Here is a 24,773-nt window from a genome sequence, read left to right as displayed (position 1 = left end):
GGAGTGCATCTGACGCCGTGCACTGATCCACCAGGGATTACGGGACAGCCCTTAGGGACGCTGCACGAGGGGCGGGATTTGCAGGGCACGGTCACCTCCGGGAGGGGACGCCCTTTCGATTCACTCTTCCGAGTGGCGGGACGGATATGCATGCATGGGTCTGGGCAGCCACAGCGCGACTCGAAGACCCCGCGAGTCACACCCAACTACCCGCTAGGGAGTAATGGCATGGCTACCGGTGACGTGTACCCCTCCAACCTGTTCAGCGTCGCGCTGGGTAACTTCCAGGTCGAAACTGTGCAGAGTGTCAGTGCACCCACGGAACAATGGGAAGTAGTCGAGACTCGCCAGGTCAGCGCCAGCGGCGAACCTGTCATCCGCAAACAGCCCGCTGCATCCCCGCAGTCGGGCGAAATCACGGTCACTCGCGGCATGGACAAGAGCCGGGCGTTCACGGACTGGATCAATACATCCCTTGAAAAGAAGGATATCGATTCCGCCCGCCAGAACGTCACCATCGTCCAGTACGACGTCAACAAGAAGCCGGTGATCCGCTACCACCTCACCAATGCGTGGGCTAGCCAACTCCAGGGCGCGGATCTGGACGCCAGCAGCACCAGCCCGGCCACCGAAAAAGTGACCATCACCTACGAGGAATGCACTATCGAAAGGGCCTAGCGGAACGGCCGGAGAACCTCAACAGGTGGCCTTTGCGGTCCCGGCCGAAATTTAACCGACGCATCCCGATCGACAATCGGACGCTTCTGCCACTGAGCTACGAGACCACGACTCAATTCCCGTGCGTCATCCCGGAGGAGGGAACGGGGCGCGCGGGAGGAGCCAGCCGGCGGGATCGCGCACTCACCTCCACGTCAGACGCTGGAGAGTGGAGCCGTGGGCCCGCCTCCATATGCATTAACTGGTGAGCGTGACAAGCCGCCGGGTCCGCCCGCTCCACACGCCGGGCACCCCCATGCCACCCGGGGTGAGAAACCTGCCCGTCGCCCCTACTCCTCTACTGTTCAGGGCACTGCAGGAAGTGTCCGACCATCCCAGGAAGGGCTGTTCCGAAAGCTCGGCGGCTGATTCCGCTCGGTCACGGACTGCCGTAGCACTGGGCTCCGATGCCGCCCCGGGTCTTCCTTGCGGGCGGCTTCGAGGGCCCTGGTGAGATTGACGCGGTACCACATCACCTCGTCGAACACCTCGGCCGTCAGAACCCGTTCGAACGACTCGCGGGCGGCGACGGTCGCCGTGATCACGGACGCGAAGACGGGCTTGAGCCGGCGGAGCAGCGAGCGCTCCCTGGGATCCTCGACGACCGAGGCCAGTTCCTCCGGCGGCAGCACGGCGGCGATCACCGCCGCCGATTCCCAGGGGTCGTCCGTCTGCCCCATGAGCCGCGCCACCCGCCGGGCGCGCCACTGCCGTGGCCGCCAGTCCTGTCCGCCGTCGAGGACCACCCGCATCGCGGCGGGGGTGTTGCCCTGGAGCAACTCCGGTTCACGGTCGGCGAATTCGGCGATCTCGGCGGCGAGATAGAGCCAGACCACCGCACCGAAACGGTTCACATAGAACCTGACCGGGCCGAAGCAGCCCGCTCGGGTCAGGCGTAGGAAGCGTCCGGGGCCGATCCGCATCAGCTCGGCCGCCTCGTTCGTGCCGACCGTGCGGATGCGCTCGCGGAGCGCGTCCGGGAAGCCGGGCTCTGCCTGGAGCCGGGCGATCTCCTGCGCCGGGACCCGGCGCCGCCCGAGCGGTCCGGCGGTGCCCGGCCGGTCCTCCGCCCCGGCCGGGACCGTCCGCACTTCACCGAGCTGGGTGGCGAGCTCGAACTCGCCGCTCCTCAGCTGCAGTTCCTGGGCGGCTCGCCCCACGGCGAATGTCTGCTGCCCGTCGCACATCACTGTCATGTCACTTCCCCCGCACCACAGTCGATTACTGACAGTCACGACTGTAGCGGTGGGCTGTGACAGGCGGTCAACTCCCGCCTCAGGCCTGTGGATAACTTTCCGGTTGGCGGACCGCGACGCCCAGATGCTCGCCCACGCGATTGACCAACAGCGTCATTTCGTAGGCGATCTGCCCCATGTCGGCGTCGGCTCCGGCCAGCACGCACAGACAACTGCCGTCGCCCGCCGCCGTCACGAACAGCATCCCCTCATCGAATTCGACCATGGTCTGGCGCACCCGCCCGGCCCGGAAGTGCAGCCCGGAGCCCTTCGCGAGGCTGTGCAATCCCGAGGCGACCGCCGCCAGATGTTCGGCGTCCGCCTTTTCCAGCGCCTGGCTGGCTCCCGTCACCAGCCCGTCGTTGGAGAGCACCATTGCGTGCCGTACTCTCTCCACCCGCTTGGTCAGGTCGTCCAGCAGCCAGTCGAGTCCGCTGCTCAGTGCCATGCCGCTTCCTCCCCGTGTCCCCGTCCGGTTCCTTGACCGAACGGCAGTGCGCAGTCAGTGGGCGACTGCCGTGCCAGCCTGTCCCACCTCCGGCGTCTGGGCAAGCGGGTCCCCGGCCCGGCGTGCCACTTCGTGCAGCATCGCGGCGGGCGGGAGGATGTCGGCATGGCACACAAGATGACCAAGGACGAGTGGCGGAAGTTTCTTTCCGAGGGCACCCGCACCGGCAAGCTGTCGACCGTACGGGCCGACGGCAGCCCGCACATCGCGCCGGTGTGGTTCCTCATGGACGGCGACGAGCTGGTGTTCAACACGGGGAAGGAGACGGTCAAGGGCCGCAATCTCGCCCGTGACACCAGAGTTTCGCTGTGCGTGGACGACGAACGGCCGCCGTTCTCCTTTGTGGTGATCCAGGGGACGGCGGAGATCAGCGAGGATCTCACCGATGTACGGCACTGGGCGACCCGGATCGCGGCGCGCTACATGGGTGAGGACCGCGCGGAGGAGTTCGGCGCCCGCAATGGCGTGCCGGGCGAACTCGTCGTGCGGGTCCGGATCGACAAGGCCGTCGCCCTGGCGGACCTCGCGGACTGACCGGGCCGACCAGGCCGACCAGGCCGACCAGGCCAAGGGGCTATCCCACCGAATTCAGCTGCCGGGCGGTGTGCCGCCGCCCGGCGTGTTCGACCAGCCGTATCAGGACTTCCTTGCCTGAGTCGCGATCCCGCGCGTCGCAGAGCACCACCGGGGTCCCGCGGTCGAGGTCGAGGGCGCGGGCCACCTCGTCGGCGCCGTAGGACCGTGACTGCGCAAAGCAGTTGACGGCGACCAGGAACGGTATGGCGCGGCGCTCGAAGTAGTCCACCGCCGGGAAGCAGTCCGACAGGCGGCGGGTGTCGGCCAGCACCACGGCGCCCAGCGCGCCGTCCGACAGGTCGTCCCACAGGAACCAGAAGCGGTCTTGGCCCGGGGTGCCGAAAAGGTAGAGGGACAGCCCCTGCCTGATGGTGATGCGGCCGAAGTCCATGGCCACCGTTGTGGTCCGCTTGCCCTCCACACAGCCGGTGTCGTCCACCGTCTCACCCGCTTCGGTGAGTCGCTCCTCGGTGCGCAGCGGGCGGATTTCGCTGACCGAACCCACCAGGGTCGTCTTGCCCACTCCGAAGCCGCCCGCCACTAAAATCTTCAGGCCGAGTTCGGAGTCGGAGCCCGGGGTCGCGCCCTCCTGGGCCCCTCGTGCAGCGTTCATCGACGTCTCCTCCAGGATGCAGGTCACGCACGTCACGGGGGTGTTCGGATGCAGGGCTCGACGAGGGGAGCCCCCGGCGGCAGAGTGCCGTCCGGAAATCCATGGCGAGGACCGTACCGCCGACTGATCGCGATTACCTTCAATTTCAACAAAGCCGCTAGGAGTTCGGGCCGTTGCGTTTGGAACGATGGGTTCCGGTCGTTGCTTCCGTCGTCGCGTTCGGCTCGCCGCGGACGGATCGCTGCGTTCTCGTGAACGGTTCTCGTGGACGGTCCTGATCACGGAACGCCCGGCGCCCGCTTCCGGTTCCCGCCGTGGGGGATCATGAGCCCATGACGCAGCAGCAGACACGGGGGCGGGACGGTGGCGGCGCCGGTGCGCAGGCCTCGGCCGGAACCGTCGAGCGCAATGGCATCAATCCGGTGCCGGAATCCGAACGGCACGGCACGCCCCGGTCCCTGTTCTGGCCCTGGGCCGCGTCCGGGCTGTCCCTGCTCTGCATCGCGTACGGCAGTTACCTCATGGGCCTCGGGCTCAGCCCTTGGCAGGCGATCGCCACCGGGGCCATCGGCTATGTGCTGTCGTTCCTCCTGGTCGGCCTGATCTCCGTGGCCGGGGCGCGTACGGGCGCACCCACCATGGCCATCGGCCGGAGCGCCTTCGGACTGCGGGGCAACAAGCTGCCCACGGTGTTCAGTTACGTCTCCAACGTCGGCTGGGAGACCGTGCTGGTCGCGCTCTCCTCTCTGGGCGGAGCCGTCATCCTGGCGCGTATCTCGCCCGGTGCCTTCGCACAGGCCGACGGGACGACGCCGACGACGACCGGACAGGCGCTGTGCTTCGGTGTGACGGCAGTTTCGGTGGTGGTCGTCGGGATCTTCGGGCACGCGCTGATCATGAGGGTGCAGAAGTATCTGACCGCGGCAATCACCCTGATGACCGCGGTGTACATGGTGCTGATGGCCGACCGCATCGATCCCTCCGCGCTGCGCGGCGGCACACCCGGCGGTCTCGGTACGTTCATCGGGGGCATCGTGTTCGCGATGACGCTGCTGGGGCTGGGCTGGGTCAACTGCGCCGCCGACTACAGCCGTTACCTGCCGCGGGCCAGCAGTGGACGGGGCATCACCGCCTGGACGACCCTCGGCGGGGTGCTGGCCCCTGTGGTGCTGCTGGTGTTCGGGGTGCTGCTGAACGCCGGCGACCCCAAGCTGGCCGAGGCCGCGGCCGCCGACCCGGTGGGCGCCCTCGCCGCCGAGCTGCCGACCTGGTTCCTCGTGCCGTATCTGCTCACCGCCATCGGGGGCTTCGTCTCCGGGGCGATCATGGACATCTACAGCTCGGGCATGTCGATGCTGGCCCTGGGCATCCCGATCCGGCGCCACCTCGCGGTCCTGGTGGACGGTGTGCTGATGGCCGGCGGCGGCTGGTACGTACTGTTCGTCTCGCCCAGCTTCTTCGCCACCTTCCAGGCGTTCCTGTCGATCATCGGGGTGGCGATGGCCGCCTGGACGGCGGTCTTCCTGGTGGAGCAGTGGCGCCGCCGCCGGACGGGGTTCGACCTGGCGTCCGCACGGACCCTGGGGTGGCCCGCGGTGCTCTCGCTCGCCCTGGCCACCGCCGTCGGCCTCGGCCTGATCACCTCCGCCGATCCGCACCTCGCCAAGGCCGTGGGCTTCCTCCTCAGCGACGCCGCCGCACATGGCACGCTGGGCGCCATGAACCTCGGCGTCGTGGTGGCGTTGATCGTCGCGGGCGCCTTGTACGCCGTCACCGCCCCTCTGGCCGACCGTTCCGCCCCCGAAGGAGACCGATGACCGACCACCACGCCGACCGGCCGCACGAGGTGCGTGCCTTCTTCGGGCCCCGTGCCGCGGACTGGGACACCAAGTTCCCCGACGACGGCCCCGCCTATGCCGCGGGCGTCGCCGAGCTGGGCCTCCAGGAGGGCGACCGGGTCCTGGACGCCGGCTGCGGTACGGGGCGCGCCCTGCCCGCGCTACGGGCGGCCGTGGGGTCCCGCGGGACGGTGCTGGGCGCGGATCTCACGCCGGAGATGCTGCGGGAGGCCGTACGGGCCGGCCGCGACCGCTGCGCGGGTCTGCTGCTCGCCGATGTCACCCGGCTTCCGCTGCCCGACGCCGCACTGGACGCCGTCTTCGCCGCCGGCCTCGTCTCGCACCTTCCGGACTCGGCGGGCGGCCTCGCCGAACTGGCCAGAGCCGTACGCCCGGGTGGCCGGCTGGCCCTCTTCCACCCCATCGGCCGCGCGGCGCTCGCCGCCCGCAAGGGCCGCCCGCTCACCCCCGGCGACCTCAGGGCGGAGCCGAATCTGCGGCCTCTCCTGGCGGGCAGCGGCTGGGACCTCATCCAGTACGTGGACGAGGACGCCCGCTACCTGGCGCTCGCGGTCCGCCGGGGGTGACGTGCCACGCCGCTCACCGGGGAGGCGTGTCCTCCGCGTGCGGGACCGGACAGCCGCCCGTCCCTCGCGCGGTGGGAAAGGTGCCCAGTTCGGCGACCCGGAACCCGTTGGGATAGCCCCTGATCTCGGGGTTCTGGCGGGCGTAGTGCGGCTTCCGGCGGGGCGGGAGCAGCCGTACGGCCCTGGCGCGCAGCTTGAGGGCGCCGCGGACCGCCTTCCGGACGGACGGCCTGGGCCGCTCGTAACGGAAGGCGGCCAGCAGCGCGTCGTCCAGGAGGGCCATGCTCGCGCCGCGCACCACCGGGGCGAGCGGGCCGTACCAGCCGGCCATCAGGTCCAACGTGGCGTCCGACACCCGCCGGGCCCCCGCGTCCCAGCCGAAGTGCGCGTCCTCGTAGGCGTCCAGGCAGCGCTCGAAATCCTCGAAGGTCTCCGGGATGTCGGTGATCCCCATATGGCGCCCGAGAGTGCGGTAGTAGGCCGCGATGGCGCGCGTCTCGTGCTCGCTCAGCCGGCGCCAGCCGTACTGGTCGATCCAGCGTTTGGGCACCGTAACGAACGTGCACAGGACATACCGCATGTCGTCGTTGCTGATGTCGTAGCTGCGGTGCATCTGGCTCATCCGGCGGATCGCCGTCCGGCCGTCCGTGCCGTCGAAGCCGTGCTCCAGGACGGCGTCCAGGATGAGGGCGGTGTCGTCGTAGCGCTTTTGCGTACGGTCCGTCAGTTCTGCGGTCTCGGCCAGTAATCGGCCGATGCTGGGCACGGCATAGGTGCGGTAGAGCGCCAGTTCCAGGGCCCTGGCGAGGTCCCAGGGGAATTCATGGGTCGCGGTGATGCGGTAGATCCGCAGGAAATCGCGTTCCGGATCGAGCCGCCGGATCTCTTTCAGCCAGTCGTAGCGCCGCACCTGGTGTCCGTCCCTTCGTGTGCCCGAAGCTCCGACTTTATGCGCTTCGAGCACATTTCAACGAGGGTTGCGGGCGGCGCAGCGGGAGTGGGAATGGCCGGATTCCTCCGCGGGATACCCCGGCCCGCCGGGTGGTGAGCGCGCCGGCCCGGGAGCGTCAGCCGCCGCTGGTGGCCGCCCGCGAGCCGCTCGGCCCGCCGGTGGCGCCGTAGCGGTCCGTCGACGTGGGGTCCGGTACGGCCAGCGCCTGCTCGACGGGCAGCCCCGTGCGCGCGGCGAGGGCCAGCCGCTCCCGGACCTCGCGCGGGGTGCGCGGGCGGTATCCGGGTCCCGTACCGCAGCAGCCGCCGTGGAAGGTCAGCCCGGAGCGCAGTACGGCCGTCAGCGCGCGCCAGCCCGCGGTGTCGCGCTTCCTGGGGACCTCCAGGTCGGCACCGGCGTTGATCAGCTCGCCGCGGCACTGCGGGCAGCTGCCCGGTCCCCGCGAGGTGGCCGGCCTCTTGAACGCGACCCGGCAGCCCAGGCAAACGAAGTGCGTCCCGCTGCTGTAGAAACACATGTGTGCAGCGTACGGCGGGTGACAAGCCCCTACCCAGCCAATTAAGGTGCGCCGATGTAGCCCGGATGGATCGGATGGGGAGGCCCCGCGTGCCCACGACCGAGAGCACCGACGACGACCAGTTGTTCGTGCTGACGGCGGTGCTGTTGACGCCCGCGCAGTTTCCGAGCGTACTAGGCGACGACTACCCCGAAGTGTGTGCCGGCCTCGGGCTCGAACCCTATGCCGAGGGCTACGGGCTGGTCCTCGGGCAGGACGGCAACGGCGCGCGCTGGACCGTCGCGACGGAGGATGTGTCGCTGGTGGCCTGTGCGATCGCGGCCTGGGACTGCGGCATGGAATACGACCTCTCGCCCGGGGAGGACAGCATCGTCGGGGCGCTGCCCGGCTGGCCGCTCGCCCTCGCCGTGTCGGCGCCGGGAGTGCCCGAGCCGCACGACCCGGAGCCGCAGGACGGGGATCCGACGCCGCTCTCCCCGCCTGACGGCGGGGAGTGGGGCCCCGCCCAGCGGCGGCTCGGCGCGGACGAGATCGCGCTCCAGTGGGCGGCGTGGCGCGAGCAGGTGGACGACGCGGAGGCCTTCGCCGAGCCGGGCGAGGGGCGGCATCAGGGTGTCCGGCGGGCGCTGGAGGAGGCGCGCGGGTATCTGACCCAGCCGCCGCCGCCCGGCCGGGTGCGTTCGTCGTTCGCGGCGGGCGAGGCGCGCACGCTGCGAGTGGACGGGCCGGGCTGGAGCATCGTCGCCCGGACCGACGACATCGCGTTCGTGCTTCTGGACGAGGACCCCGGCGAGGTGCATCCGGTGGGCCGGGGGCCCGAACTTCCGGGGCTGCTGTCGTCGTTGGACGGGCTGGCGGTAAGGCCTTCCTGAGGCCCGCGGACATACGGGACCGAGGGGGCGGCCGGCACCGGCGCGAGGCCTCGCCTGCCTCGTCCGGGCCGCCGTGCCCCGTCCCTCAGCGCCCTATTTCCTTGCGGGTGACGCGGCGCAGCCGGCGCCGCTGCGAGGAGTCGAGGGCCAGATACGCGATGGCCGGCACCCCGATCATGACCAAGAGAGCCGCCCAGAAGGGCAGCAGCCACAGCAAGATCACTCCCACCGCGACGCCGCCTACCGCGACCTTCGCCTGTGTGGACATCCTTCACGTCCCTTCCTCCGCGACCCACGCCGCGTTCTCTGTATTCCATTGAACGCCGGTTTCGCCTCACAGGTTCCATCGAATGCCGTTCGGTCCTGTACTCTCGGGCGCTCCAGGCGCCAGTAGTCAAACTTGAGGAGTTCTCGGCCCAGTGGCATTCCTCCCCGCGGTCCCGGCCGCACATCCGACCGAGCTCGCCCGCTGCGCGGCGGTTTTCCTGCCCTCCGACCCGCCCCGCGCCGGACGGGTCGCGTTCTGGCGTCCCGATGGCGAGCCGATCGCGGCCGCCGGCGACGAGGGCGGCGACGGGGCCGGGCCGACGGCGGACGAGCTCTCCGTCGCCCTGCCGGACGAGGACGGCGAGGTCTACCTGGCCGCCGTCCCCGCCGTGGTCCTGCCGGTGGCCGCAGCGGTGCCCGTCCTGACCCGTGCCCGTGCCACCCGCGGCGCCGATCCGGCCGCCGCCTTCTGGGGCGCCGCCTCCCTGCTGGCGCTCCAGCTGGCCGCCCGCGGGCGGCTGCTGCCCGGGCTGAGCCCCGCCGAGCACGACGCCTGGCGGCTGGGCCCGCTGGACCCGGCCGACATCGAGCGGCTGCGGGAGCTCGCCGCCGCCATGCCGCCGTACGCGCACGCCTCGCCCCTCCCGGACACCGACCCGCTCGAACTGCCCGAACCGGAGCGTCACCTGCGGGACTTCCTGGACGCGGTCGCCGACGGCCTGCCGCGCTCCCCCGCCGCGACGCCGGCCGCCGGCGGGCCGGCCTTCGCGGCACCCGCCCCGCAGCACATCCCCGAGCAGCGCGCCTGGGCCGCGGAGGTCGCAGCGGGCCATGACGCGGGCGTGGGGATCTCACTGCGGGTGGAGGTGCACGGGATGGACACGTCGGACCGGCCGGCCTTCACCGCCGTTCTCCAACTGCACAGCCCGACCGATCCGACGCTGGTCGCGGACGCCGCCGAGGTGTGGGCCGGGGCGTCATCGGCGGGGCAGGCGTTCGGACCGCGGGCCAGGATGGACACCCTGCTCACGCTGCGGCGGGCCGCCGGCGCCTGGTCGCCGCTCACCCCGCTGCTATCCGCGGCGGTGCCGGACGCGCTGCCGCTGGCCGACGAGGAGATCGCCGAGCTGCTCGGCCCGGCCGGGCGCGCGCTGGCCGCCGCCGGTGTACGCGTCCACTGGCCCAAGGAGCTGGCGCGCAAGCTGACCGGGCGGGCGGTGGTGGGCCCGCCCGACCCCATGGACGGGACCCCGTCCGGCCTGCCCTCGTTGCTGTCCGCCGATGCGTTGCTCGCCTTCAGCTGGCGCTTCGCGGTGGGCGACCAGGAGATCGACAAGGCGGAACTGGAGCGGCTCGCGGAGGCCGGCCGCCCGCTGGTACGGCTGCGCGACCAGTGGGTGCTGCTCGACCCCGAGGCGGTGCGCGCCGCCCGCGACCACCAGGACCGCAAGGTCACACCTCTGGACGCGCTCGGCGCCGCGCTCACCGGTACCACCGAGGACGACCGCGGCCGCCAGGTGACCGTAGAGGCGTCCGGCTGGCTGGCCGGGCTGCGGGACCGGCTCGCCGATCCCGAGCGCGCGGACGCCGCGGCGCTGGAGCAGCCCGCCGCGCTCGCCGCGACGCTGCGCGACTACCAGTTGCGCGGGCTCGGCTGGCTGCACCGGATGACCTCGCTGGGGCTGGGCTGCACGCTCGCCGACGACATGGGGCTGGGCAAGACCATCACCCTCATCTCGCTCCATCTGCACCGGCAGACCCATCCCGCTTCGGCGGGCCCCACACTCGTCGTCTGCCCCACCTCCCTCATGGGCAACTGGCAACGGGAGATCGAGAAGTTCGCGCCGGGCACGCCGGTGCGCCGCTTCCATGCCGGGCGGCGCAGCCTGGCGGACCTGGCCGACGGCGAGTTCGTGCTCACCACCTACGGCACGATGCGGCTCGATGCCGGGAAACTGGCGGAGGTGGGCTGGGGCCTGGTCGTGGCCGATGAGGCGCAGCACGTCAAGAATCCCTTCTCCGCGACCGCCAAGGCGCTGCGCACCCTCCCCGCCAAGGCTCGGGTCGCGCTGACCGGCACCCCCGTGGAGAACGATCTGTCGGAGCTGTGGGCGATCCTGGACTGGACGACCCCCGGACTGCTGGGCCCCCTGGGCCGGTTCCGTACGCGCTATGCGCAGGTCATCGAGGGCGGGCCGGCGGCGTCCGCCGAAGCGGGTGCGGCGGCCGAGCGACTGGCCCGGCTGGTGCGGCCGTTCCTGCTGCGCCGCCGCAAGTCCGATCCGGGGATCGCTCCGGAACTGCCGCCCAAGACGGAGACCGACCGCGCGGTGGCGCTGACCAAGGAGCAGGCCGGGCTGTACGAGGCCGTGGTGCGCGAGGGGCTCAGCGATATCGCCGGGACGGACGGGTTCGCGCGGCGGGGGCTGGTCGTCAAGCTGCTCACCTCGCTCAAGCAGATCTGCAACCATCCCGCGCAGTATCTGAAGGAAGAAGGGGCGGACGGCGGGCAGGCGGGGAACTCGCCGCGGATCGCCGGTCGTTCAGGGAAGGTGGAGCTGCTGGACGAACTGCTGGACACCATCCTCGCGGAGGACGCGAGCGTGCTGGTGTTCACGCAGTATGTGCAGATGGCCCGGCTGCTGGAGCGGCATCTGGCGGCGCGTGGGGTGCCCACCCAGTTCCTGCACGGCGGTACGCCGGTCGCGCGGCGCGAGGAGATGGTGCGGCGGTTCCAGGACGGGCTGGCGCCGGTGTTCCTGCTGTCGCTGAGGGCGGCCGGTACGGGCCTGAACCTCACCCGGGCGGCGCATGTGGTGCACTTCGACCGGTGGTGGAACCCGGCCGTCGAAGCACAGGCCACCGACCGCGCGTACCGCATCGGGCAGACCCAGCCCGTGCAGGTCCACCGGATGATCACGGAAGGCACGATCGAGGACCGGATCGCCGAAATGCTCTCCCGTAAGCAGCAGTTGGCGGATGCGGTGCTGGGGTCGGGCGAGGCGGCGCTGACCGAGCTCACCGACGCCGAGCTGGCCGACCTGGTCACCCTGCGAGGGAGCGAGCGATGAACACACCGGGAGAGAGGAACGGGCCGGGCGAGATGAGCACCCCGGGACAGACGGACGGGCCCGAGCGGACCTTCGCGTCGCTGCCGGCGGCGCGCGGCGGGGCGTTCGCGCGGAGCTGGTGGGGCCAGGCATGGCTCAAGGCGCTGGAGGACACCGCGCTGGACGGCAAGCAGCTGAAGCTGGGGCGGCTGCATGCCCGCGCCGGTGCGGTCGGTGCGGTCTCGGTGCGGCCCGGCCGGATCACCGCCGTCGTACAGGACCGCGACCACACCCGGCACCGTTCCGATGTGCTGCTGCAGCAGTTGAGCGCGGCTGACTGGGACCACTTCCTGGACATGGTCGCGGACCGGGCCGGGCACATCGCGGCGCTGCTGGACCGTGACATGCCACCTGTCCTGGTCGAGGACGCGGCCGCAGCGGGCATCGAACTGCTCCCGGGAATAGGCGACCTGGAGCCGGAATGCAGCTGTGACGCGTGGGATCACTGCGCGCATTCGGCGGCGCTGTGCTATCAGGTGGCGCGGCTGCTGGACCAGGACCCGTTCGTACTGCTGCTGTTGCGCGGCCGGGGAGAGCAGGAGCTGCTGGACGAGTTGCAGGCGCGCAGCGCGTCGCGGGCCGAGGCGCCGGCGGCCGGGGAGAGCCGGCCGGTATCGGGGATCCCGGCCGCCGAGGCGTATGCGGCGCGCGACATCCTGCCGCCGCTGCCCGCTCCGCCACCCGCCGTCGACACCCCCGGATCCGCACCGGTGCTCGGCGGCGGCACCCCGCCCGCGCCCGGAGTGGAGGTGGCCGCGCTGGAGTTCCTGATAGGCGACGCGGCGGCGCGCGCCCAGCGGCTGCTGGCGGATGCGCTCGCCGCCGGGCATCCGGACAGCCCGCCGCCGCCCGTGCTGTCGCCGGCCCAGGATGCGGTGCGGCTGGCGGCGGCCCGCCCCGGGGAAGGCATATCCGCGCGCCTGGCGGCCGGTTCGGGGCGCGACGCGCGGGGTCTGGCGCTGGCCGTACGGGCCTGGGAGCTGGGCGGTGCGGCAGGTCTCGCGGTCCTGGAGGAGGAGTGGACGCCCGGGCCGGAGGCGCTGGCACGGGCGGCCGACCGGCTCGCGGCCGCCTGGGAGGACGGCGAGCGGCGGCCTCGGCTGCGGGCGACCCGGAACCGCTGGACGGTGGTCGGCGGCGATGCCCAGTTGCGCTACGGACGGGACGGCCGCTGGTGGCCGTATCGCAAGGAAGGCGGGCAGTGGGTGCCCGCGGGCCCGGCCACGGACGATCCGGCGGGCGCGCTGGCGGGGTTGTCGACGGAGGGGTGAGAGGGGGCGGGGCGGCGTCGGCGCGCCACCCCGGTCCGTCCGACATGGGTGCGCCGCCGCCTGGGGCCGGGCGCACCCTCGGCGGCCCGCCTGGCCCAATCCGCCCCATCCGGCTGCGCCGTTCCTCCGGTCGTGATTCGCTGAACAGATCCCCCCACCGCCAGGCAAAGTCGCCCGCAGCAGGAGGACCAGTGACCGGTACTTCGCAGCACGCGCCGCAGCAGACGCCGTGCGGACAGCCGCCAGGGACCGCCGACGGGACGGACCGCGCACCTCACCACCCCGGACGCCAGGACCGCCTCCCCCCGTACTACGAAGACCGCTCGCCAGGGAGCGGGGCGCTGCCGCCGCGCGCCTGGTATGCGAAATCGGACGCCGCCCGGCTCTCGTTGCACGGCACCTGGCGGTTCCGGCTGTCGGCGACCGCCGGCGCCGAGGACGAGGCGTTCGCCCGGCCGGACTTCGACGATTCCTCGTGGCAGGACCTTCGGGTGCCCGGCACCTGGGCGCTCAAGGGGTTCGGCGCGCCCGCCTACACCAACACCGCCTACCCCTTCCCGGTCGATCCCCCGCGGGTGCCGGACGAGAATCCGACCGGCGACCACCGCCATGTCTTCGATCTGCCCGAGGGATGGGGCGAGGGCCCCGCGGTGCTGCACTTCGGCGGGGTGGAATCCTGCGCCCGGGTGTGGCTCAACGGGCAGGAGCTGGGGCACTTCAAGGGCAGCCGGCTGCCGCACGAGTTCGAGGTCGGGCATCTGCTGCGGCCGCGCCGCAACGTCCTGGCGGTGCGGGTCCACCAGTGGTCATCGGGCAGCTATCTGGAGGACCAGGACCAGTGGTGGCTGCCCGGCATCTTCCGGAACGTCTCGGTGCACCGCCGCCCCCAGGGCTCGGTCGCCGATCACTTCGTACACGCCGGTTTCGACCACGTAACGGGCAACGGCACGCTGCGCGTGGAGTGTGACCCCGCCGGCCGGGTGACCGTTCCGGAGCTCGGGCTCGACCTGGCGACCGGGACAAGCGCGACGGTGCCGGTGCGCCCCTGGACGGCCGAGCGGCCCCACCTCTACGACGGCGAGCTGGTCACTCCGGGCGAGCGGATCCCGCTGCGGATCGGCTTCCGCACCGTCCGCGTCGAGGACGGCCTGCTGAAGGTCAACGGCCGCCGCATCCTGCTGCGGGGCGTCAACCGCCATGAGTTCCACCCGCGCTACGGGCGCACCATCGGCCCGGAGGCGATGCGCCGCGATCTGGTGCTGATGAAGCGTCACAACATCAACGCGGTCCGCACCAGCCACTATCCGCCGCACCCCGCCTTCCTCGACCTCTGCGACGAGCTGGGCCTGTGGGTCATCGACGAATGCGATCTGGAGACGCACGGCTTCGCCCAGCAGGGCTGGCGGGGCAATCCCGTCGACGACGAGCGCTGGCAGCCCGCGCTGCTGGACCGGGCCCGGCGGATGGTCGAGCGGGACAAGAACCACCCCGCCGTCGTGCTGTGGTCGCTGGGCAATGAGTGCGGCACGGGCCGCGGGCTGTCCGCGATGGCCGCCTGGATGCGGGAGCGCGACCCGTCCCGGCCGCTGCACTACGAGGGCGACCGCAGCTGCGCCGACACCGATGTGTACTCCCGGATGTACGCCGATCATGCCGAGGTGGAGCGCATCGGGCGGCGTGCCGAGGAGCCGCTGTCCGATCCCGGGCTGGACGCCCGCCGCCGCCAACTGCCGTTCATCCTCTGCGAGTACGCGCATGCAATGGGCAATGGACCGGGCGGGCTGAGCGAGTATCAGCGGCTGTTCGAGAGATACGAGCGCTGTCAGGGCGGCTTCGTCTGGGAGTGGATCGACCACGGGCTGCGGCAGCTGACGCCGGACGGCGAGGTGTTCCACGCCTACGGTGGCGACTTCGGCGAGGAGCTGCACGACGGCAACTTCGTCTGCGACGGCCTGGTCTTCCCCGACCGGATCCCCTCGCCCGGCCTGGTGGAGTTCAAGAAGGTCATCGAGCCGGTACGGATCGAGGGGGTGTCCGGCGGGAACGGCGCGGCGGGCCGGGTCCGGATCACCAATCTCCATGACTTCGCCGGCCTCGGACATCTCGAGTTCCGCTGGCGGTACGAGGTGGCGGGCGAGGAGCGCGGCCACGGCCGGCTCGCGGTGCCCGCGCTGGAGCCGGGCGAGTCGGCCGAAGTGGAGCTGGCGTCGGTGCCGGTGGCGGAGGACGACACCGGGGAGGCCTGGTGGACGGTCCAGGCGGTCCTTGCCGAGGACACCCCCTGGGCGGACACGGGCCACGAGGTCGCCTGGGGCCAGCTGCCCGGCCCCGTACTCCCACGGGCCGCTCCCCCGCCGGCCGGCCGGGTCCGCGCGGCCCCGCGCCGCGGCGAGGGCAATGTGATCGTCCTCGGTCCGGGGACCTTCGACGCCACCACCGGAACGCTCCGCTATCTGGACGGCGTACAGCTCGGCGGCCCACGCCTGGACGTGTGGCGGGCACCGACCGACAACGACGAGGGCGCGGCCTGGCATCCGGGGCCGCACCCGGCCGCCGAGTGGCGGCGGATCGGCCTGCACCGGATGCGGCATCGCGTCGACGCCGTCGAGACCGGGCCCGACGCCCTGGTGGTACGCACCCGGGTCGCCCCGGCCGCCACGGATCTGGCGCTGCGCACCGTCTACCGCTGGACTGCCGCACCCGATCGGCTGCGGCTGGAGGTGGCCGTCGATCCGGAGGGCGACTGGCCCGGCCCGCTGCCGCGGCTCGGGGTGCGGATGGCGCTGTGCGGGAGCCTGCGGCTGGCGGAGTGGTTCGGCGGCGGGCCCGGGGAGGGCTATCCCGACACCCGGGCCGCGGCGCGGGTGGGCCGCTGGTCGATGCCGGTGGACGCGCTGCAGACGCCGTACGTCCGGCCGCAGGAGAACGGCGCACGGCCCGATGTGCGCTGGGCGCAACTGACCGGCAGCAACGGCTCGGGCCTGCGGATCGAGGGCGACCCGCAGTTCTTCTTCACCGCCCGCCGCTGGCCCGTGGAGGAGTTGACCGCGGCCCGGCACACCACCGACCTCACGCCCGGCGACCGGCTGTGGCTGCATCTCGACCATGCGCACCACGGCATCGGCAGCAGGTCCTGCGGGCCGGGCGTGCTGCCGCAGCACCGGCTGGAGGTGGCGCCGGCGCGGTTCTCCTTCGTGTTCTCGTCGCTGGGCTGAGGCCCGCACGACCGGCGTTACGATCCGAGGAGAGGCCGAAGAGCGGCGGAGGAGAAGCGGCGAACAAGGCCGCAACCACCGCCGTCAGGACACCGGCACATCCAGCAGATCCAGCACATTCAGCAGCACCGAAAGGCCCGCACCATGGTCAGCACGTCCCCGTCGTTCGCCGAAGCCCTCGTCACGGGGCCGCTCGTACTCGACGGCGGGCTGTCCAACCAGCTGGAGTCCGCCGGGCACGACCTCAGCGATGCGCTGTGGTCGGCCCGGCTGCTCGCCGAGGACCCCGAGGCGCTGGTGCGGGCGCATCTGGCGTACTACGAGGCGGGGGCGCGGGTCGCGATCACCGCCAGCTATCAGGCGACGTTCGAGGGCTTTGCGCAGCGCGGCATCGGGGCCGCGCAGGCCGCCGAGCTGATCGGGCGGAGCGTGGAGCTGGCCCGTGAGGCGGCGGGGCGGGCCGCGGCGGGCGGGGTCGCCGGGCCGCTGTATGTCGCCGCGTCGGCCGGTCCGTACGGGGCGATGCTGGCGGACGGCTCCGAATACCGCGGCCGCTACGGCCTGTCGGTGGACGAACTGGAGCGTTTCCACCGGCCCCGGCTGGAAGTGCTGGCCGCGGCCCGGCCGGACGTACTGGCGCTGGAGACGGTGCCGGACGCGGACGAGGCCCGCGCGCTGCTCCGGGCGGTGCGCGGGCTGGGGGTTCCGGCGTATCTCTCGTACAGCGTGGCGGGGGACCGTACGCGGGCCGGACAGCCGCTGGCGGAGGCGTTCGCCCTGGCCGCGGAGGCGGACGAGGTGATCGCGGTGGGGGTCAACTGCTGCGCGCCGGACGATGCGGACCGTGCGGTGGAGCTCGCCGCGCGCCTCACCGGAAAGCCGGTGGTGGTCTACCCCAACAGCGGGGAGACCTGGGACGCCGGGGCGCGGGCGTGGCGCGGCAGCCCGGCCTTCCACGCCGACCGGGTCGCCGGGTGGGCCGCGGCGGGCGCCCGGCTCATCGGCGGCTGCTGCCGGGTCGGCCCGGACGTCATCGCCGAGGTGGCGGCCGGCCTCGGCGACTGAACCGACGGTTGGGCAACAGGACCGTCGGGCGGTCGGGGAACAGGACCGTCGGTCGGTTCGGGCTCGTACGCGGGCCGAAGGCGTTACACAGACGCAACCGGCGCAGCGGCGACAGCGCCCCCGGCCGATGGCAGGATGCAGGCCAACTCGCAGCACCGCACGGCATGGTTGATCGTCATCCCGCCCTGGAGGCCCGGTGTCCGCTCGCTCCGCGTTGCCTGTCATAGCCGCTGCCGCGGCCATCGCCGTCCTGGCGGGGTGCACCAGCACCAAGTCCGACGGGAAGAAGGGAGCCGGTGGCCTGGAGCTGATCTCCTCCGGGACGCTCAAGACCTGCACCCACCTTCCGTACGCACCGTTCCAGGTGAAGAAGAACGGCAAGGTCGTCGGATTCGACGTCGACCTGGTGGACCTGGTCGCCAAGGACCTGGGCGTCAAGCAGGAGATCGTCAATACGCCGTTCGAAGGCATCGAGACCGGCGAGGACTTCACCGTCCGCAAATGCGACCTGGCCGCGGCGGGAATGACGATCACGCCCGCGCGGGACAAGGTGATGGATTTCTCCGACCCGTATTTCAATGCCACCCAGGCGCTGTTGACGAAGAAGGGCAAGCCCTTCAAGAAGGTCGAGGACCTGAAGGGCAAGAAGCTCGGCTATCAGAAAGCCACCACCGGCGGGATCTATGCCAAGAAGCACGGCAAGGACGTGGAGCTGGTGGAATTCGAGGATCTCGGGCTGCTGCTGACCGCCGTGAAGTCCGGGCAGGTCGATGCCGGTATCAATGACAACGGCGTGCTCTTCGACTATGTGAAGCAGAACGCGGACACCGCGGTCACCGCGGAGTTCAACACTGGTGAGCACTACGGGATCGGCGTGCGCACCGGCAATGACGCCCTGCGCAAGAAGATCAACGAAGTCCTCAAAAAAGCGAAATCCGACGGGCGTTACGACCGGATCTACAAGAAGTGGTTCGGCACCACTCCGCAGGGCTGAGGGCGGTTTTGATGCCGCTCTCCAAAAGACGGCGCGCGCGGATCGTCCGCGGCGCGCAGTACGGCGTGCTGGTCGTCGCCGTGGTGGCGCTCGCGCTGGTCGCCGACTGGCACCAGCTGCGGATGGCGTTCTTCGACGTCGACATCGCCAAGGCCATGTTCCCCGACATCGTCACCACCGCACTGGTCAACACCGTCCGCTACACCCTGCTCGGATTCGGGTTCGGTCTTGCGCTCGGTCTGGTGCTGGCGCTGATGCGGCTGTCTTCGGTGCCGCCGTACCGCTGGATCGCCGTCTCCTACATCGAGTTCTTCCGCGGCATCCCGGCGCTGCTGGTGTTCATCGCGCTGGGTTTCGGTGTGCCGCTGGCATTCGAGGTGGCGCTCGATATGAACGTCACGGTGATGCTGGCGCTCGGCCTGGTGGGCGCCGCGTACATGGCGGAGACCATCCGGGCCGGAATTCAGGCCGTGCCCAAGGGCCAGACGGAGGCGGCGCGTTCCCTGGGAATGTCGCACGGCCGGGCCATGGTCTCGATTGTCATTCCGCAGGCGTTCCGGATCGTCCTGCCACCGCTGACCAATGAACTGATCCTGCTGACCAAGGATTCCTCGCTGGTATATCTGCTGGGGCTCTCGCTCCAACAGGTCGAACTGGCCAACTTCGGCCGGGACGCCCTCAATGAGCACAAGAGCCTGACCCCGATCCTGATCGCCGGGCTGCTCTACCTGGTGATCACCCTTCCGCTCGGCCAGCTGGTCCGGCGGCTGGAAGCGCGTGCGGCGAAGGCCAGGTGACCCGTATGGAGAACGACAGGTCCGCAACGGCCTCCGAGGACGCGAAGGCCATCGACGTACAGGGCCTGCACAAGTCGTTCGGCGCACTGGAGGTCCTGCGCGGCATCGACTTCTCGGTGGCGCGCGGTGAAGTGGTGTGCGTCATCGGGCCCTCGGGGTCCGGCAAGTCGACCCTGCTGCGCTGTGTGAACCTGCTGGAGGAACCGAGCGCGGGCCGGATCACCGTGGCCGGCGCCGAGGTCACCGATCCGGATGTGGACATCGATCTGGTCCGGCGCCGGATCGGCATGGTCTTCCAGGCCTTCCACCTCTTTCCGCATCTGACCGCATTGGAGAACCTGACGATCGCCCAGCGCCGGGTGCTGCGCCGCGACCGGGCCGAGGCGGAGCGGATCGCCCGCGCCAACCTCGAACGGGTCGGGCTGAGCGACAAGGCGGCGGCCCATCCGGCGCAGCTGTCGGGCGGGCAGCAGCAGCGGGTGGCGATCGCCCGCGCGCTGTCGATGGAGCCGGAGTTGATGCTCTTCGACGAGCCGACCTCGGCGCTGGACCCGGAGCTGGTCGGCGATGTGCTGGCGGTGATGCGCTCGCTGGCGCGGGACGGTATGACGATGCTTGTCGTCACCCATGAGATGAGCTTTGCCCGGGAGGTGGCCGACCGGGTGGTCTTCATGGACGGCGGGGTGATCGTCGAGGAGGGCACGCCGGAGCAGGTGGTGGGCGCACCGCGGCACGAGCGGACCAGAACGTTTCTGGCGCGGGTGCTGAATCCGACGGCGGTGACGGAGGTGGGCGAGGCGGCGGACGGCGGGGCGCCGGGCAAGCGCATCGCTCCCTGACGGGCCGCGGTCGACTCGCCGCCGCCCATGACAGACGGCCCTGATCGCTGGACGCGTCAGGGCCGTCGGTCATGGGCGGCGGGGTGCCGGCGCCGGTGAGGGCCGGCCGTCCGTCCGGTTCAGGAGAGCGGCTTGGTGAGCTTCCTGGTGTTGCTGCGGTTCCCCATCAGGCTGCAGGTGACCGTCTTGATGCCGATCTTGTAGCCGTTGATGTTGGGGAACTGGACGTAGGTGCCCTCGGCCGTGCCGGCGGGCTGGCGGCGCGCCTTGCTCTCCAGCTCGCTCTTGCAGAGCGAGGACGCCTTCGTCTGGATGTCCTCGTCGGTCTTGAAGCCGGAGCCCGTCAGACGGTGGATGGTGACGACCTCGCCGTCGTGCGAACCGTTGCAGGAGGCCGCCGTGTTGTTGCCACCGCCGCCCTGCGGCGCGTTGAAGCAGTCGCCCACCTTCATCCGGAAGAAGGGGAGGGCGCCGTCGCTGGACGCCGGCGTCGGGCTCGGCGTGTACTCCTCGCTCGGCGTCGGCGAGGGGTCGTCGGAGGGCGAGGCGGAGGCCGACTCGGACGGCGTGGAGCTGGAGCTGGAGCTGGAGGGCTGAGCGCGGTTCTTGTGGTTGTCGTCGCCGCCGCTGTTCAGCACGACGACGGTGATGACGGCGGCCACCACCAGGACACCGCCGCCGATGATCGCCGCGATCAGCTTGCCGTTGCCGCCCCCGCCGGACGGCGGGACGGGGGGCTGCTGCCAGCCACCGGGACCCGCCGGGCCGCCGGGTCCGTAGCCGCCACCCGCGGGCGGGCCGTAGCCACCGGGCGGCTGATTGGCGGCCGGTGGCCCGTAGCCGCCCTGGCCGTAACCGCCCTGGCCGTAGCCACCGGCGGGCGGCCCGAAGCCACCCGGGCTGTCGTTCGGCGGCTGATGGGGCGGAGGCGGAGGAAAACTCATGGAAGAAATGATCGCTTCTTTACGGGGCTTTGGGCGACACGGTGACCAACCTGGAACATTCCACGGCTGAAACGTCCGGTCGATGGGCACATGTGCCGACGTCCGGCACGTAATCGTATGGCCCGGAGGAGAACCGTGTTCACCGACCTCCCGTTGGACGAGCTGACCCACTACTGCCCGCCGCTGCCCGAGCCGCCCGGGTTCGACGCCTTCTGGGAGCGCACCCTCGAGGAGGCGCGCCGCCATGACCTGGACGCCCGCTTCACCGAGCTGGATGCGGGGCTCGCGCTGCTGCGCACCTACGACGTGGCGTTCTCCGGCTTCGGCGGGCACCGCATCCGCGGCTGGTTCCTGCTCCCGCGGTCGGCCGACGGCCCGCTGCCGTGCATCGTGCAGTACCTCGGCTACGGCGGCGGCCGGATGCTGCCGCACGACTGGACGCTGTGGCCGTCGGCCGGCTACGCGACGCTGGTCATGGACGCCCGCGGGCAGAGCGGCCCCAACCGCCCCGGTGGCACGCCCGATCCGGTCGCCGCCACCAACCCGGGCGTACCCGGCAAAATGACCCAGGGGCTGCTGGACCCCGACGACTACTACTACCGGCGGCTGTTCACCGATGCGGTACGGGCCGTGGAGACGGCGCGCGGACACGACGCGGTGGACGCCGACCGGATCGTCGTGGCCGGGGGCAGCCAGGGCGGCGCCACCGCGCTGGCGATGACGGGGCTGGTGCCCGGTCTGGCGGGCGCGCTGATCGATGTGCCGTTCCTGACGCACATCCGCCGCGCGCTCGACATCACGGACGCCGGCCCCTACGGCGAACTCACCCGCTATTTCGCCGGCGAGCGCGGGCACATCGACACCGCCCTGCACACCCTGGACCACTTCGACGGCCTGAACTTCGCGGTCCGCGCCGGCGCCCCGGCGCTCTTCGGCACGGCGCTGCGCGACGAGGTCGTGCCGCCGTCGACCGGCTTCGCCGCGTACCACCACTACGCCGGTGAGAAGGCGCTGAAGGTGTGGCGGTTCAATGCGCACGAGGGGGGCGGCGGCGAGCAGCGGGTCGCGGAGCTGGCGTTCGTGCGGGAACTGTTCGGCTGACGCTGCGGCGCGCTCAGGCGGCGCCGAGCAGGTGGTCCAGGGCCAGCTGATCGAGGTGCTCGAAGGCCATACCGCGCGCGGCCGCCGCCTCGGCGTCGAAGGTCTCGAAGGCGGTACGGTCCGCCAGCAGCCCGGCCAGACCGTCCTCGGCGGTGGGCCGGGCCAGCTGGTCGAGGCGCGCGGCGCGCAGCGCATCGCGGACGGCCGGGTCGGCGCGGAAGGCCGCCGCGCGTTCCTTGAGGATCAGGTAGTTGCGCATGCAGCCGGCCGCGGAGGCCCAGACGCCGTCCAGGTCCTCAGTGCGCGGCGGCTTGAAGTCGAAGTGCCGCGGCCCGTCGTAGCCGGCCGTCTCCAGGAGGTCGACCAGCCAGAAGGCGGACCGCAGATCGCCCGCGCCGAAGCGGAGGTCCTGGTCGTACTTGATCCCGCTCTGGCCGTTGAGGTCGATGTGGAACAGCTTGCCCGACCACAGCGCCTGGGCGATGCCGTGCGGGAAGTTGAGCCCGGCCATCTGCTCGTGCCCGACCTCCGGGTTGACGCCGTAGAGGTCGGGGCGCGCCAGCCGCTCGATGAAGGCCAGGGCGTGGCCGACGGTGGGCAGCAGGATGTCGCCGCGCGGCTCGTTGGGCTTGGGCTCGATGGCGAACCGCAGGTCGTAGCCCTGCTCGACGACGTACTGGCCGAGCAGGTCGAACGCCTCCTTCATCCGGTCCAGCGCGGTCCGGACGTCCTTGGCGGCGCCCGACTCCGCGCCCTCGCGGCCGCCCCACGCCACGTAGGTGTGCGCGCCCAGCTCGGCCGCCAGGTCGATGGTGCGCAGGGTCTTGCGCAGGGCGTAGCGGCGGATGTCGCGGTCGTTGGCGGTGAAGGCGCCGTCCTTGAAGACGGGGTGGGTGAAGAGGTTGGTGGTGGCCATCGGGACGACCATGCCGGTGGCGTCCAGGGCCTTGGTGAAGCGCTTCACCGCAGTCGCGCGCTCGCTGCCGTCGGAGCCGTCGGGGATCAGATCGTCGTCGTGGAAGGTGACGCCGTACGCGCCCAGCTCGGCGAGCCGGTGGACCGATTCGACGGGGTCCAGGGCGCGGCGGGTGGCGTCCCCGAAGGGATCGCGGCCCTGCCAGCCGACCGTCCACAGGCCGAAACTGAACTTGTCCTCGGGCACGGGCCGATAGCTCATCGCGACTCCCTCGGTCATTTCGTCAACGGGCTTTACAAATTCCGCCGCGGCCAAACTAATATGCGGCAGCACGCCGGGGAACCCTTGAGACCGGAACCCTGGAACCCAGCCGCTGAGGGAGAGTGCACGATGGGCGCACAGTCGGCCGGACCGCTCGTCGTCGGCGTGGACAGCTCCACCCAGTCCACCAAGACGCTGGTCGTGGACGCGGAGACGGGCGCGGTCGTCGCCCGGGGCCATGCCCCGCACACCGTCAGCGGCGGTGCGGGCAAGGAGACCGACCCGAGGCAGTGGTGGCGGGCGCTGGGCGAGGCGCTGCGGCAGTGCGGCGACGCGGCACGGCAGGCCTCCGCGCTGTCCGTCGGCGGCCAGCAGCACGGCCTGGTGGCGCTGGACGCGGCCGGTGAACCGGTGCGTCCGGCGATCCTGTGGAACGACGTACGGCCCGCGCCGCAGAGCGAGCGGCTGATCGAGGAGCGGGGCGGCGCGCAGGCCTGGGCGGACCGGGTCGGCAGTGTGCCGGGGCCGTCGTTCACGGTCGCCAAATGGGCCTGGCTGCGGGAGAACGAGCCGGCGGCCGCGGCCGCCACGGCCGCGGTGCGGCTGCCGCACGACTACCTCACCCAGCGGCTGACCGGCCAGGGCGTCACCGACCGCGGGGACGCCTCCGGGACCGGCTGGTGGGCCTCGGCCACCGAGTCGTACGACGCGGAGATCCTGGAACACATCGGCCTGTCCGCCGCCGCGCTGCCCCGGGTGGCCTCGCCCGGCGAGGCGGCCGGGACGGTCCACGCCGACGATCTGCCGCTGCCCCACGGCGCGTTGGTGGCGGCCGGCACCGGCGACAACATGGCGGCGGCGCTCGGCCTGGGCCTGCGCCCCGGGCAGCCGGTGCTGAGCCTGGGCACCTCGGGGACGGTCTACGCGGTCTCCACGCACCGGCCCGCCGACCCGACCGGCACCGTCGCGGGCTTCGCCGACGCGCGCGGCGACTGGCTGCCGCTCGCCTGCACCCTGAACTGCACGCTCGCCGTGGACCGGATCGCGGCGCTGCTCGGCCGGGACCGGGAGGCCGTCGAGCCCGGTGGCGGCGCGGTACTGCTGCCCTTCCTGGACGGCGAACGGACCCCGAACCTGCCGGCCGCCTCGGGCCTGCTGCACGGGCTGCGGCACGACACCACGGCCGGCCAGGTGCTCCAAGCGGCCTACGACGGGGCGGTGTTCACCCTGCTGCGGGCCCTGGACCAGGTGCTGGACGCGGACGCCGCGCCGGATGCGCCGCTGCTGCTGATCGGCGGCGGCGCGCAGGGCCTGGCCTGGCGGGAGACCGTACGGCGGCTGTCCGGCCGGCCCGTGGTGGTACCGGAGGCGCAGGAGTTGGTGGCCCTCGGCGCGGCGGCCCAGGCCGCGGGGCTCCTGCTGGGCGAGGACCCGGCGGCGGTGGCCCGGCGCTGGGGTACGGCCCGCGGCGCGACGTACGAGGCCCGGGAACGGGACGAGGCGGCGCTGGCGCGGCTGGCGAAGACGCTGGCGGGCGGAGAGGCCCTGCTGCGGGGGTGAGGGACCGCACTCCCCGCC

Annotated in this window: 22 protein-coding genes and 1 tRNA gene; 14 read left to right on the top strand and 9 right to left on the bottom strand. The window is 71.8% G+C overall.

Translation table 11 applies throughout. The annotated features are described in order from the left end of the window. The first annotated feature begins 228 nt into the window (after positions 1 to 228). Positions 229 to 678: a phage tail protein gene (locus ACIGWZ_RS00790; protein ID WP_400059363.1), complete on the top strand. Its 450-nt coding sequence runs from the start codon at positions 229 to 231 to the stop codon at positions 676 to 678. Positions 679 to 713: 35 nt separating this feature from the next. On the opposite strand, the gene ACIGWZ_RS00785 is transcribed toward ACIGWZ_RS00790, so the two are convergent. The 3 genes from ACIGWZ_RS00785 to ACIGWZ_RS00775 form a co-directional block, all read right to left on the bottom strand. Next, positions 714 to 785: transfer RNA gene (locus ACIGWZ_RS00785), tRNA-Asp, on the bottom strand. A gap of 237 nt (positions 786 to 1,022) precedes the next feature. After that, positions 1,023 to 1,913, bottom strand: a complete 891-nt coding sequence (locus ACIGWZ_RS00780; RefSeq protein WP_400059361.1) for a DUF6397 family protein — start codon at positions 1,911 to 1,913, stop codon at positions 1,023 to 1,025. Between the two features lie 79 nt (positions 1,914 to 1,992). Further along, positions 1,993 to 2,400 (bottom strand): roadblock/LC7 domain-containing protein, encoded by a 408-nt coding sequence (locus tag ACIGWZ_RS00775; protein ID WP_400059359.1) that lies wholly within the window; start codon positions 2,398 to 2,400, stop codon positions 1,993 to 1,995. Between the two features lie 165 nt (positions 2,401 to 2,565). Here ACIGWZ_RS00775 and ACIGWZ_RS00770 point away from each other — a divergent pair, with 165 nt between their 5' ends. Further along, on the top strand, positions 2,566 to 2,994 hold the full coding sequence (locus tag ACIGWZ_RS00770; RefSeq protein ID WP_400059357.1) for a PPOX class F420-dependent oxidoreductase: 429 nt from the start codon (positions 2,566 to 2,568) through the stop codon (positions 2,992 to 2,994). A gap of 40 nt (positions 2,995 to 3,034) precedes the next feature. Here ACIGWZ_RS00770 and ACIGWZ_RS00765 read toward each other — a convergent pair whose 3' ends face one another. Further along, positions 3,035 to 3,649 (bottom strand): GTP-binding protein, encoded by a 615-nt coding sequence (locus ACIGWZ_RS00765; RefSeq protein ID WP_400059355.1) that lies wholly within the window; start codon positions 3,647 to 3,649, stop codon positions 3,035 to 3,037. Between the two features lie 332 nt (positions 3,650 to 3,981). On the opposite strand from ACIGWZ_RS00765, the gene ACIGWZ_RS00760 reads away from it, so the two are divergent. Continuing rightward, on the top strand, positions 3,982 to 5,466 hold the full coding sequence (locus ACIGWZ_RS00760) for a purine-cytosine permease family protein (RefSeq protein ID WP_400059353.1): 1,485 nt from the start codon (positions 3,982 to 3,984) through the stop codon (positions 5,464 to 5,466). Beyond that, positions 5,463 to 6,074, top strand: coding sequence for a class I SAM-dependent methyltransferase (locus ACIGWZ_RS00755; protein ID WP_400059351.1), 612 nt, complete (start codon positions 5,463 to 5,465; stop codon positions 6,072 to 6,074). Before ACIGWZ_RS00760 ends, ACIGWZ_RS00755 begins: the two co-directional genes overlap by 4 nt. Positions 6,075 to 6,087: 13 nt before the next feature. Here ACIGWZ_RS00755 and ACIGWZ_RS00750 read toward each other — a convergent pair whose 3' ends face one another. Beyond that, a complete protein-coding gene (locus ACIGWZ_RS00750) occupies positions 6,088 to 6,984 on the bottom strand; it encodes an oxygenase MpaB family protein (RefSeq protein ID WP_400059349.1) in 897 nt (298 codons plus the stop codon). 157 nt (positions 6,985 to 7,141) lie between these two features. After that, positions 7,142 to 7,543 (bottom strand): hypothetical protein, encoded by a 402-nt coding sequence (locus ACIGWZ_RS00745; protein ID WP_400059347.1) that lies wholly within the window; start codon positions 7,541 to 7,543, stop codon positions 7,142 to 7,144. A gap of 89 nt (positions 7,544 to 7,632) precedes the next feature. On the opposite strand from ACIGWZ_RS00745, the gene ACIGWZ_RS00740 reads away from it, so the two are divergent. Then, positions 7,633 to 8,415 carry a hypothetical protein gene (locus tag ACIGWZ_RS00740; protein ID WP_400059346.1) on the top strand — a complete coding sequence of 261 codons (783 nt, stop codon included), beginning with the start codon at positions 7,633 to 7,635 and terminating at the stop codon, positions 8,413 to 8,415. Between the two features lie 85 nt (positions 8,416 to 8,500). Here ACIGWZ_RS00740 and ACIGWZ_RS00735 read toward each other — a convergent pair whose 3' ends face one another. Further along, positions 8,501 to 8,683: a hypothetical protein gene (locus ACIGWZ_RS00735; protein WP_400059344.1), complete on the bottom strand. Its 183-nt coding sequence runs from the start codon at positions 8,681 to 8,683 to the stop codon at positions 8,501 to 8,503. A 151-nt stretch (positions 8,684 to 8,834) separates the two neighbouring features. Here ACIGWZ_RS00735 and ACIGWZ_RS00730 point away from each other — a divergent pair, with 151 nt between their 5' ends. The 7 genes from ACIGWZ_RS00730 to ACIGWZ_RS00700 all read left to right on the top strand — a co-directional run bounded on the left by ACIGWZ_RS00730 (position 8,835) and on the right by ACIGWZ_RS00700 (position 19,973). After that, entirely contained in the window at positions 8,835 to 11,753 is a 2,919-nt protein-coding gene (locus ACIGWZ_RS00730) for a DEAD/DEAH box helicase (RefSeq protein WP_400059342.1), read from the top strand. A 32-nt stretch (positions 11,754 to 11,785) separates the two neighbouring features. After that, the gene (locus tag ACIGWZ_RS00725; RefSeq protein WP_400060749.1) at positions 11,786 to 13,063 is read left to right on the top strand and encodes an SWF or SNF family helicase; all 1,278 of its coding nucleotides are present in this window, start codon (positions 11,786 to 11,788) and stop codon (positions 13,061 to 13,063) included. Positions 13,064 to 13,254: 191 nt separating this feature from the next. Then, entirely contained in the window at positions 13,255 to 16,278 is a 3,024-nt protein-coding gene (locus tag ACIGWZ_RS00720; protein ID WP_400059340.1) for a glycoside hydrolase family 2 TIM barrel-domain containing protein, read from the top strand. A gap of 144 nt (positions 16,279 to 16,422) precedes the next feature. Continuing rightward, positions 16,423 to 17,343, top strand: a complete 921-nt coding sequence (gene mmuM / locus ACIGWZ_RS00715) for a homocysteine S-methyltransferase (RefSeq protein WP_400059338.1) — start codon at positions 16,423 to 16,425, stop codon at positions 17,341 to 17,343. Positions 17,344 to 17,539: 196 nt separating this feature from the next. After that, complete coding sequence (locus ACIGWZ_RS00710) at positions 17,540 to 18,337, top strand: ABC transporter substrate-binding protein (protein ID WP_400059336.1); 798 nt, start codon at positions 17,540 to 17,542, stop codon at positions 18,335 to 18,337. 11 nt (positions 18,338 to 18,348) lie between these two features. Then, positions 18,349 to 19,134, top strand: coding sequence for an amino acid ABC transporter permease (locus tag ACIGWZ_RS00705; RefSeq protein WP_400059334.1), 786 nt, complete (start codon positions 18,349 to 18,351; stop codon positions 19,132 to 19,134). A gap of 5 nt (positions 19,135 to 19,139) precedes the next feature. Continuing rightward, a complete protein-coding gene (locus tag ACIGWZ_RS00700; RefSeq protein ID WP_400059332.1) occupies positions 19,140 to 19,973 on the top strand; it encodes an amino acid ABC transporter ATP-binding protein in 834 nt (277 codons plus the stop codon). Between the two features lie 119 nt (positions 19,974 to 20,092). Here the strand turns inward: ACIGWZ_RS00700 and ACIGWZ_RS00695 are convergent, their stop codons facing one another. Then, complete coding sequence (locus tag ACIGWZ_RS00695; protein ID WP_400059330.1) at positions 20,093 to 20,917, bottom strand: hypothetical protein; 825 nt, start codon at positions 20,915 to 20,917, stop codon at positions 20,093 to 20,095. Positions 20,918 to 21,052: 135 nt separating this feature from the next. Here ACIGWZ_RS00695 and ACIGWZ_RS00690 point away from each other — a divergent pair, with 135 nt between their 5' ends. Beyond that, on the top strand, positions 21,053 to 22,018 hold the full coding sequence (locus tag ACIGWZ_RS00690; RefSeq protein WP_400059328.1) for an acetylxylan esterase: 966 nt from the start codon (positions 21,053 to 21,055) through the stop codon (positions 22,016 to 22,018). Positions 22,019 to 22,031: 13 nt separating this feature from the next. Here the strand turns inward: ACIGWZ_RS00690 and xylA are convergent, their stop codons facing one another. After that, the gene (gene xylA, locus ACIGWZ_RS00685; protein ID WP_400059326.1) at positions 22,032 to 23,195 is read right to left on the bottom strand and encodes a xylose isomerase; all 1,164 of its coding nucleotides are present in this window, start codon (positions 23,193 to 23,195) and stop codon (positions 22,032 to 22,034) included. 129 nt (positions 23,196 to 23,324) lie between these two features. On the opposite strand from xylA, the gene xylB reads away from it, so the two are divergent. After that, positions 23,325 to 24,755: a xylulokinase gene (xylB, locus tag ACIGWZ_RS00680; protein WP_400059324.1), complete on the top strand. Its 1,431-nt coding sequence runs from the start codon at positions 23,325 to 23,327 to the stop codon at positions 24,753 to 24,755. Positions 24,756 to 24,773: the final 18 nt, after the last annotated feature.

The sequence above is a fragment of the Streptomyces sp. NPDC053427 genome (assembly GCF_044544985.1).
Classification (GTDB): Bacteria; Actinomycetota; Actinomycetes; order Streptomycetales; family Streptomycetaceae; genus Streptomyces.
The sequence above is the reverse complement of the archived record's forward strand: the minus strand, read 5'-3'. Positions and strand labels throughout refer to the sequence as shown.

Bases quoted from the DNA above. Each gene is read 5' to 3' on its own strand.
- ACIGWZ_RS00725 (WP_400060749.1), top strand. From the start codon at position 11,786: ATGAGCACCCCGGGACAGACGGACGGGCCCGAGCGGACCTTCGCGTCG.
- xylA (WP_400059326.1), bottom strand. From the start codon at position 23,195: ATGAGCTATCGGCCCGTGCCCGAGGACAAGTTCAGTTTCGGCCTGTGG.
- ACIGWZ_RS00775 (WP_400059359.1), bottom strand. From the start codon at position 2,400: ATGGCACTGAGCAGCGGACTCGACTGGCTGCTGGACGACCTGACCAAG.
- ACIGWZ_RS00760 (WP_400059353.1), top strand. From the start codon at position 3,982: ATGACGCAGCAGCAGACACGGGGGCGGGACGGTGGCGGCGCCGGTGCG.
- ACIGWZ_RS00765 (WP_400059355.1), bottom strand. From the start codon at position 3,649: ATGAACGCTGCACGAGGGGCCCAGGAGGGCGCGACCCCGGGCTCCGAC.
- mmuM (WP_400059338.1), top strand. From the start codon at position 16,423: ATGGTCAGCACGTCCCCGTCGTTCGCCGAAGCCCTCGTCACGGGGCCG.
- ACIGWZ_RS00700 (WP_400059332.1), top strand. From the start codon at position 19,140: ATGGAGAACGACAGGTCCGCAACGGCCTCCGAGGACGCGAAGGCCATC.
- ACIGWZ_RS00735 (WP_400059344.1), bottom strand. From the start codon at position 8,683: ATGTCCACACAGGCGAAGGTCGCGGTAGGCGGCGTCGCGGTGGGAGTG.
- xylB (WP_400059324.1), top strand. From the start codon at position 23,325: ATGGGCGCACAGTCGGCCGGACCGCTCGTCGTCGGCGTGGACAGCTCC.
- ACIGWZ_RS00745 (WP_400059347.1), bottom strand. From the start codon at position 7,543: ATGTGTTTCTACAGCAGCGGGACGCACTTCGTTTGCCTGGGCTGCCGG.
- ACIGWZ_RS00790 (WP_400059363.1), top strand. From the start codon at position 229: ATGGCTACCGGTGACGTGTACCCCTCCAACCTGTTCAGCGTCGCGCTG.
- ACIGWZ_RS00695 (WP_400059330.1), bottom strand. From the start codon at position 20,917: ATGAGTTTTCCTCCGCCTCCGCCCCATCAGCCGCCGAACGACAGCCCG.
- ACIGWZ_RS00755 (WP_400059351.1), top strand. From the start codon at position 5,463: ATGACCGACCACCACGCCGACCGGCCGCACGAGGTGCGTGCCTTCTTC.
- ACIGWZ_RS00770 (WP_400059357.1), top strand. From the start codon at position 2,566: ATGGCACACAAGATGACCAAGGACGAGTGGCGGAAGTTTCTTTCCGAG.
- ACIGWZ_RS00780 (WP_400059361.1), bottom strand. From the start codon at position 1,913: ATGACAGTGATGTGCGACGGGCAGCAGACATTCGCCGTGGGGCGAGCC.
- ACIGWZ_RS00705 (WP_400059334.1), top strand. From the start codon at position 18,349: ATGCCGCTCTCCAAAAGACGGCGCGCGCGGATCGTCCGCGGCGCGCAG.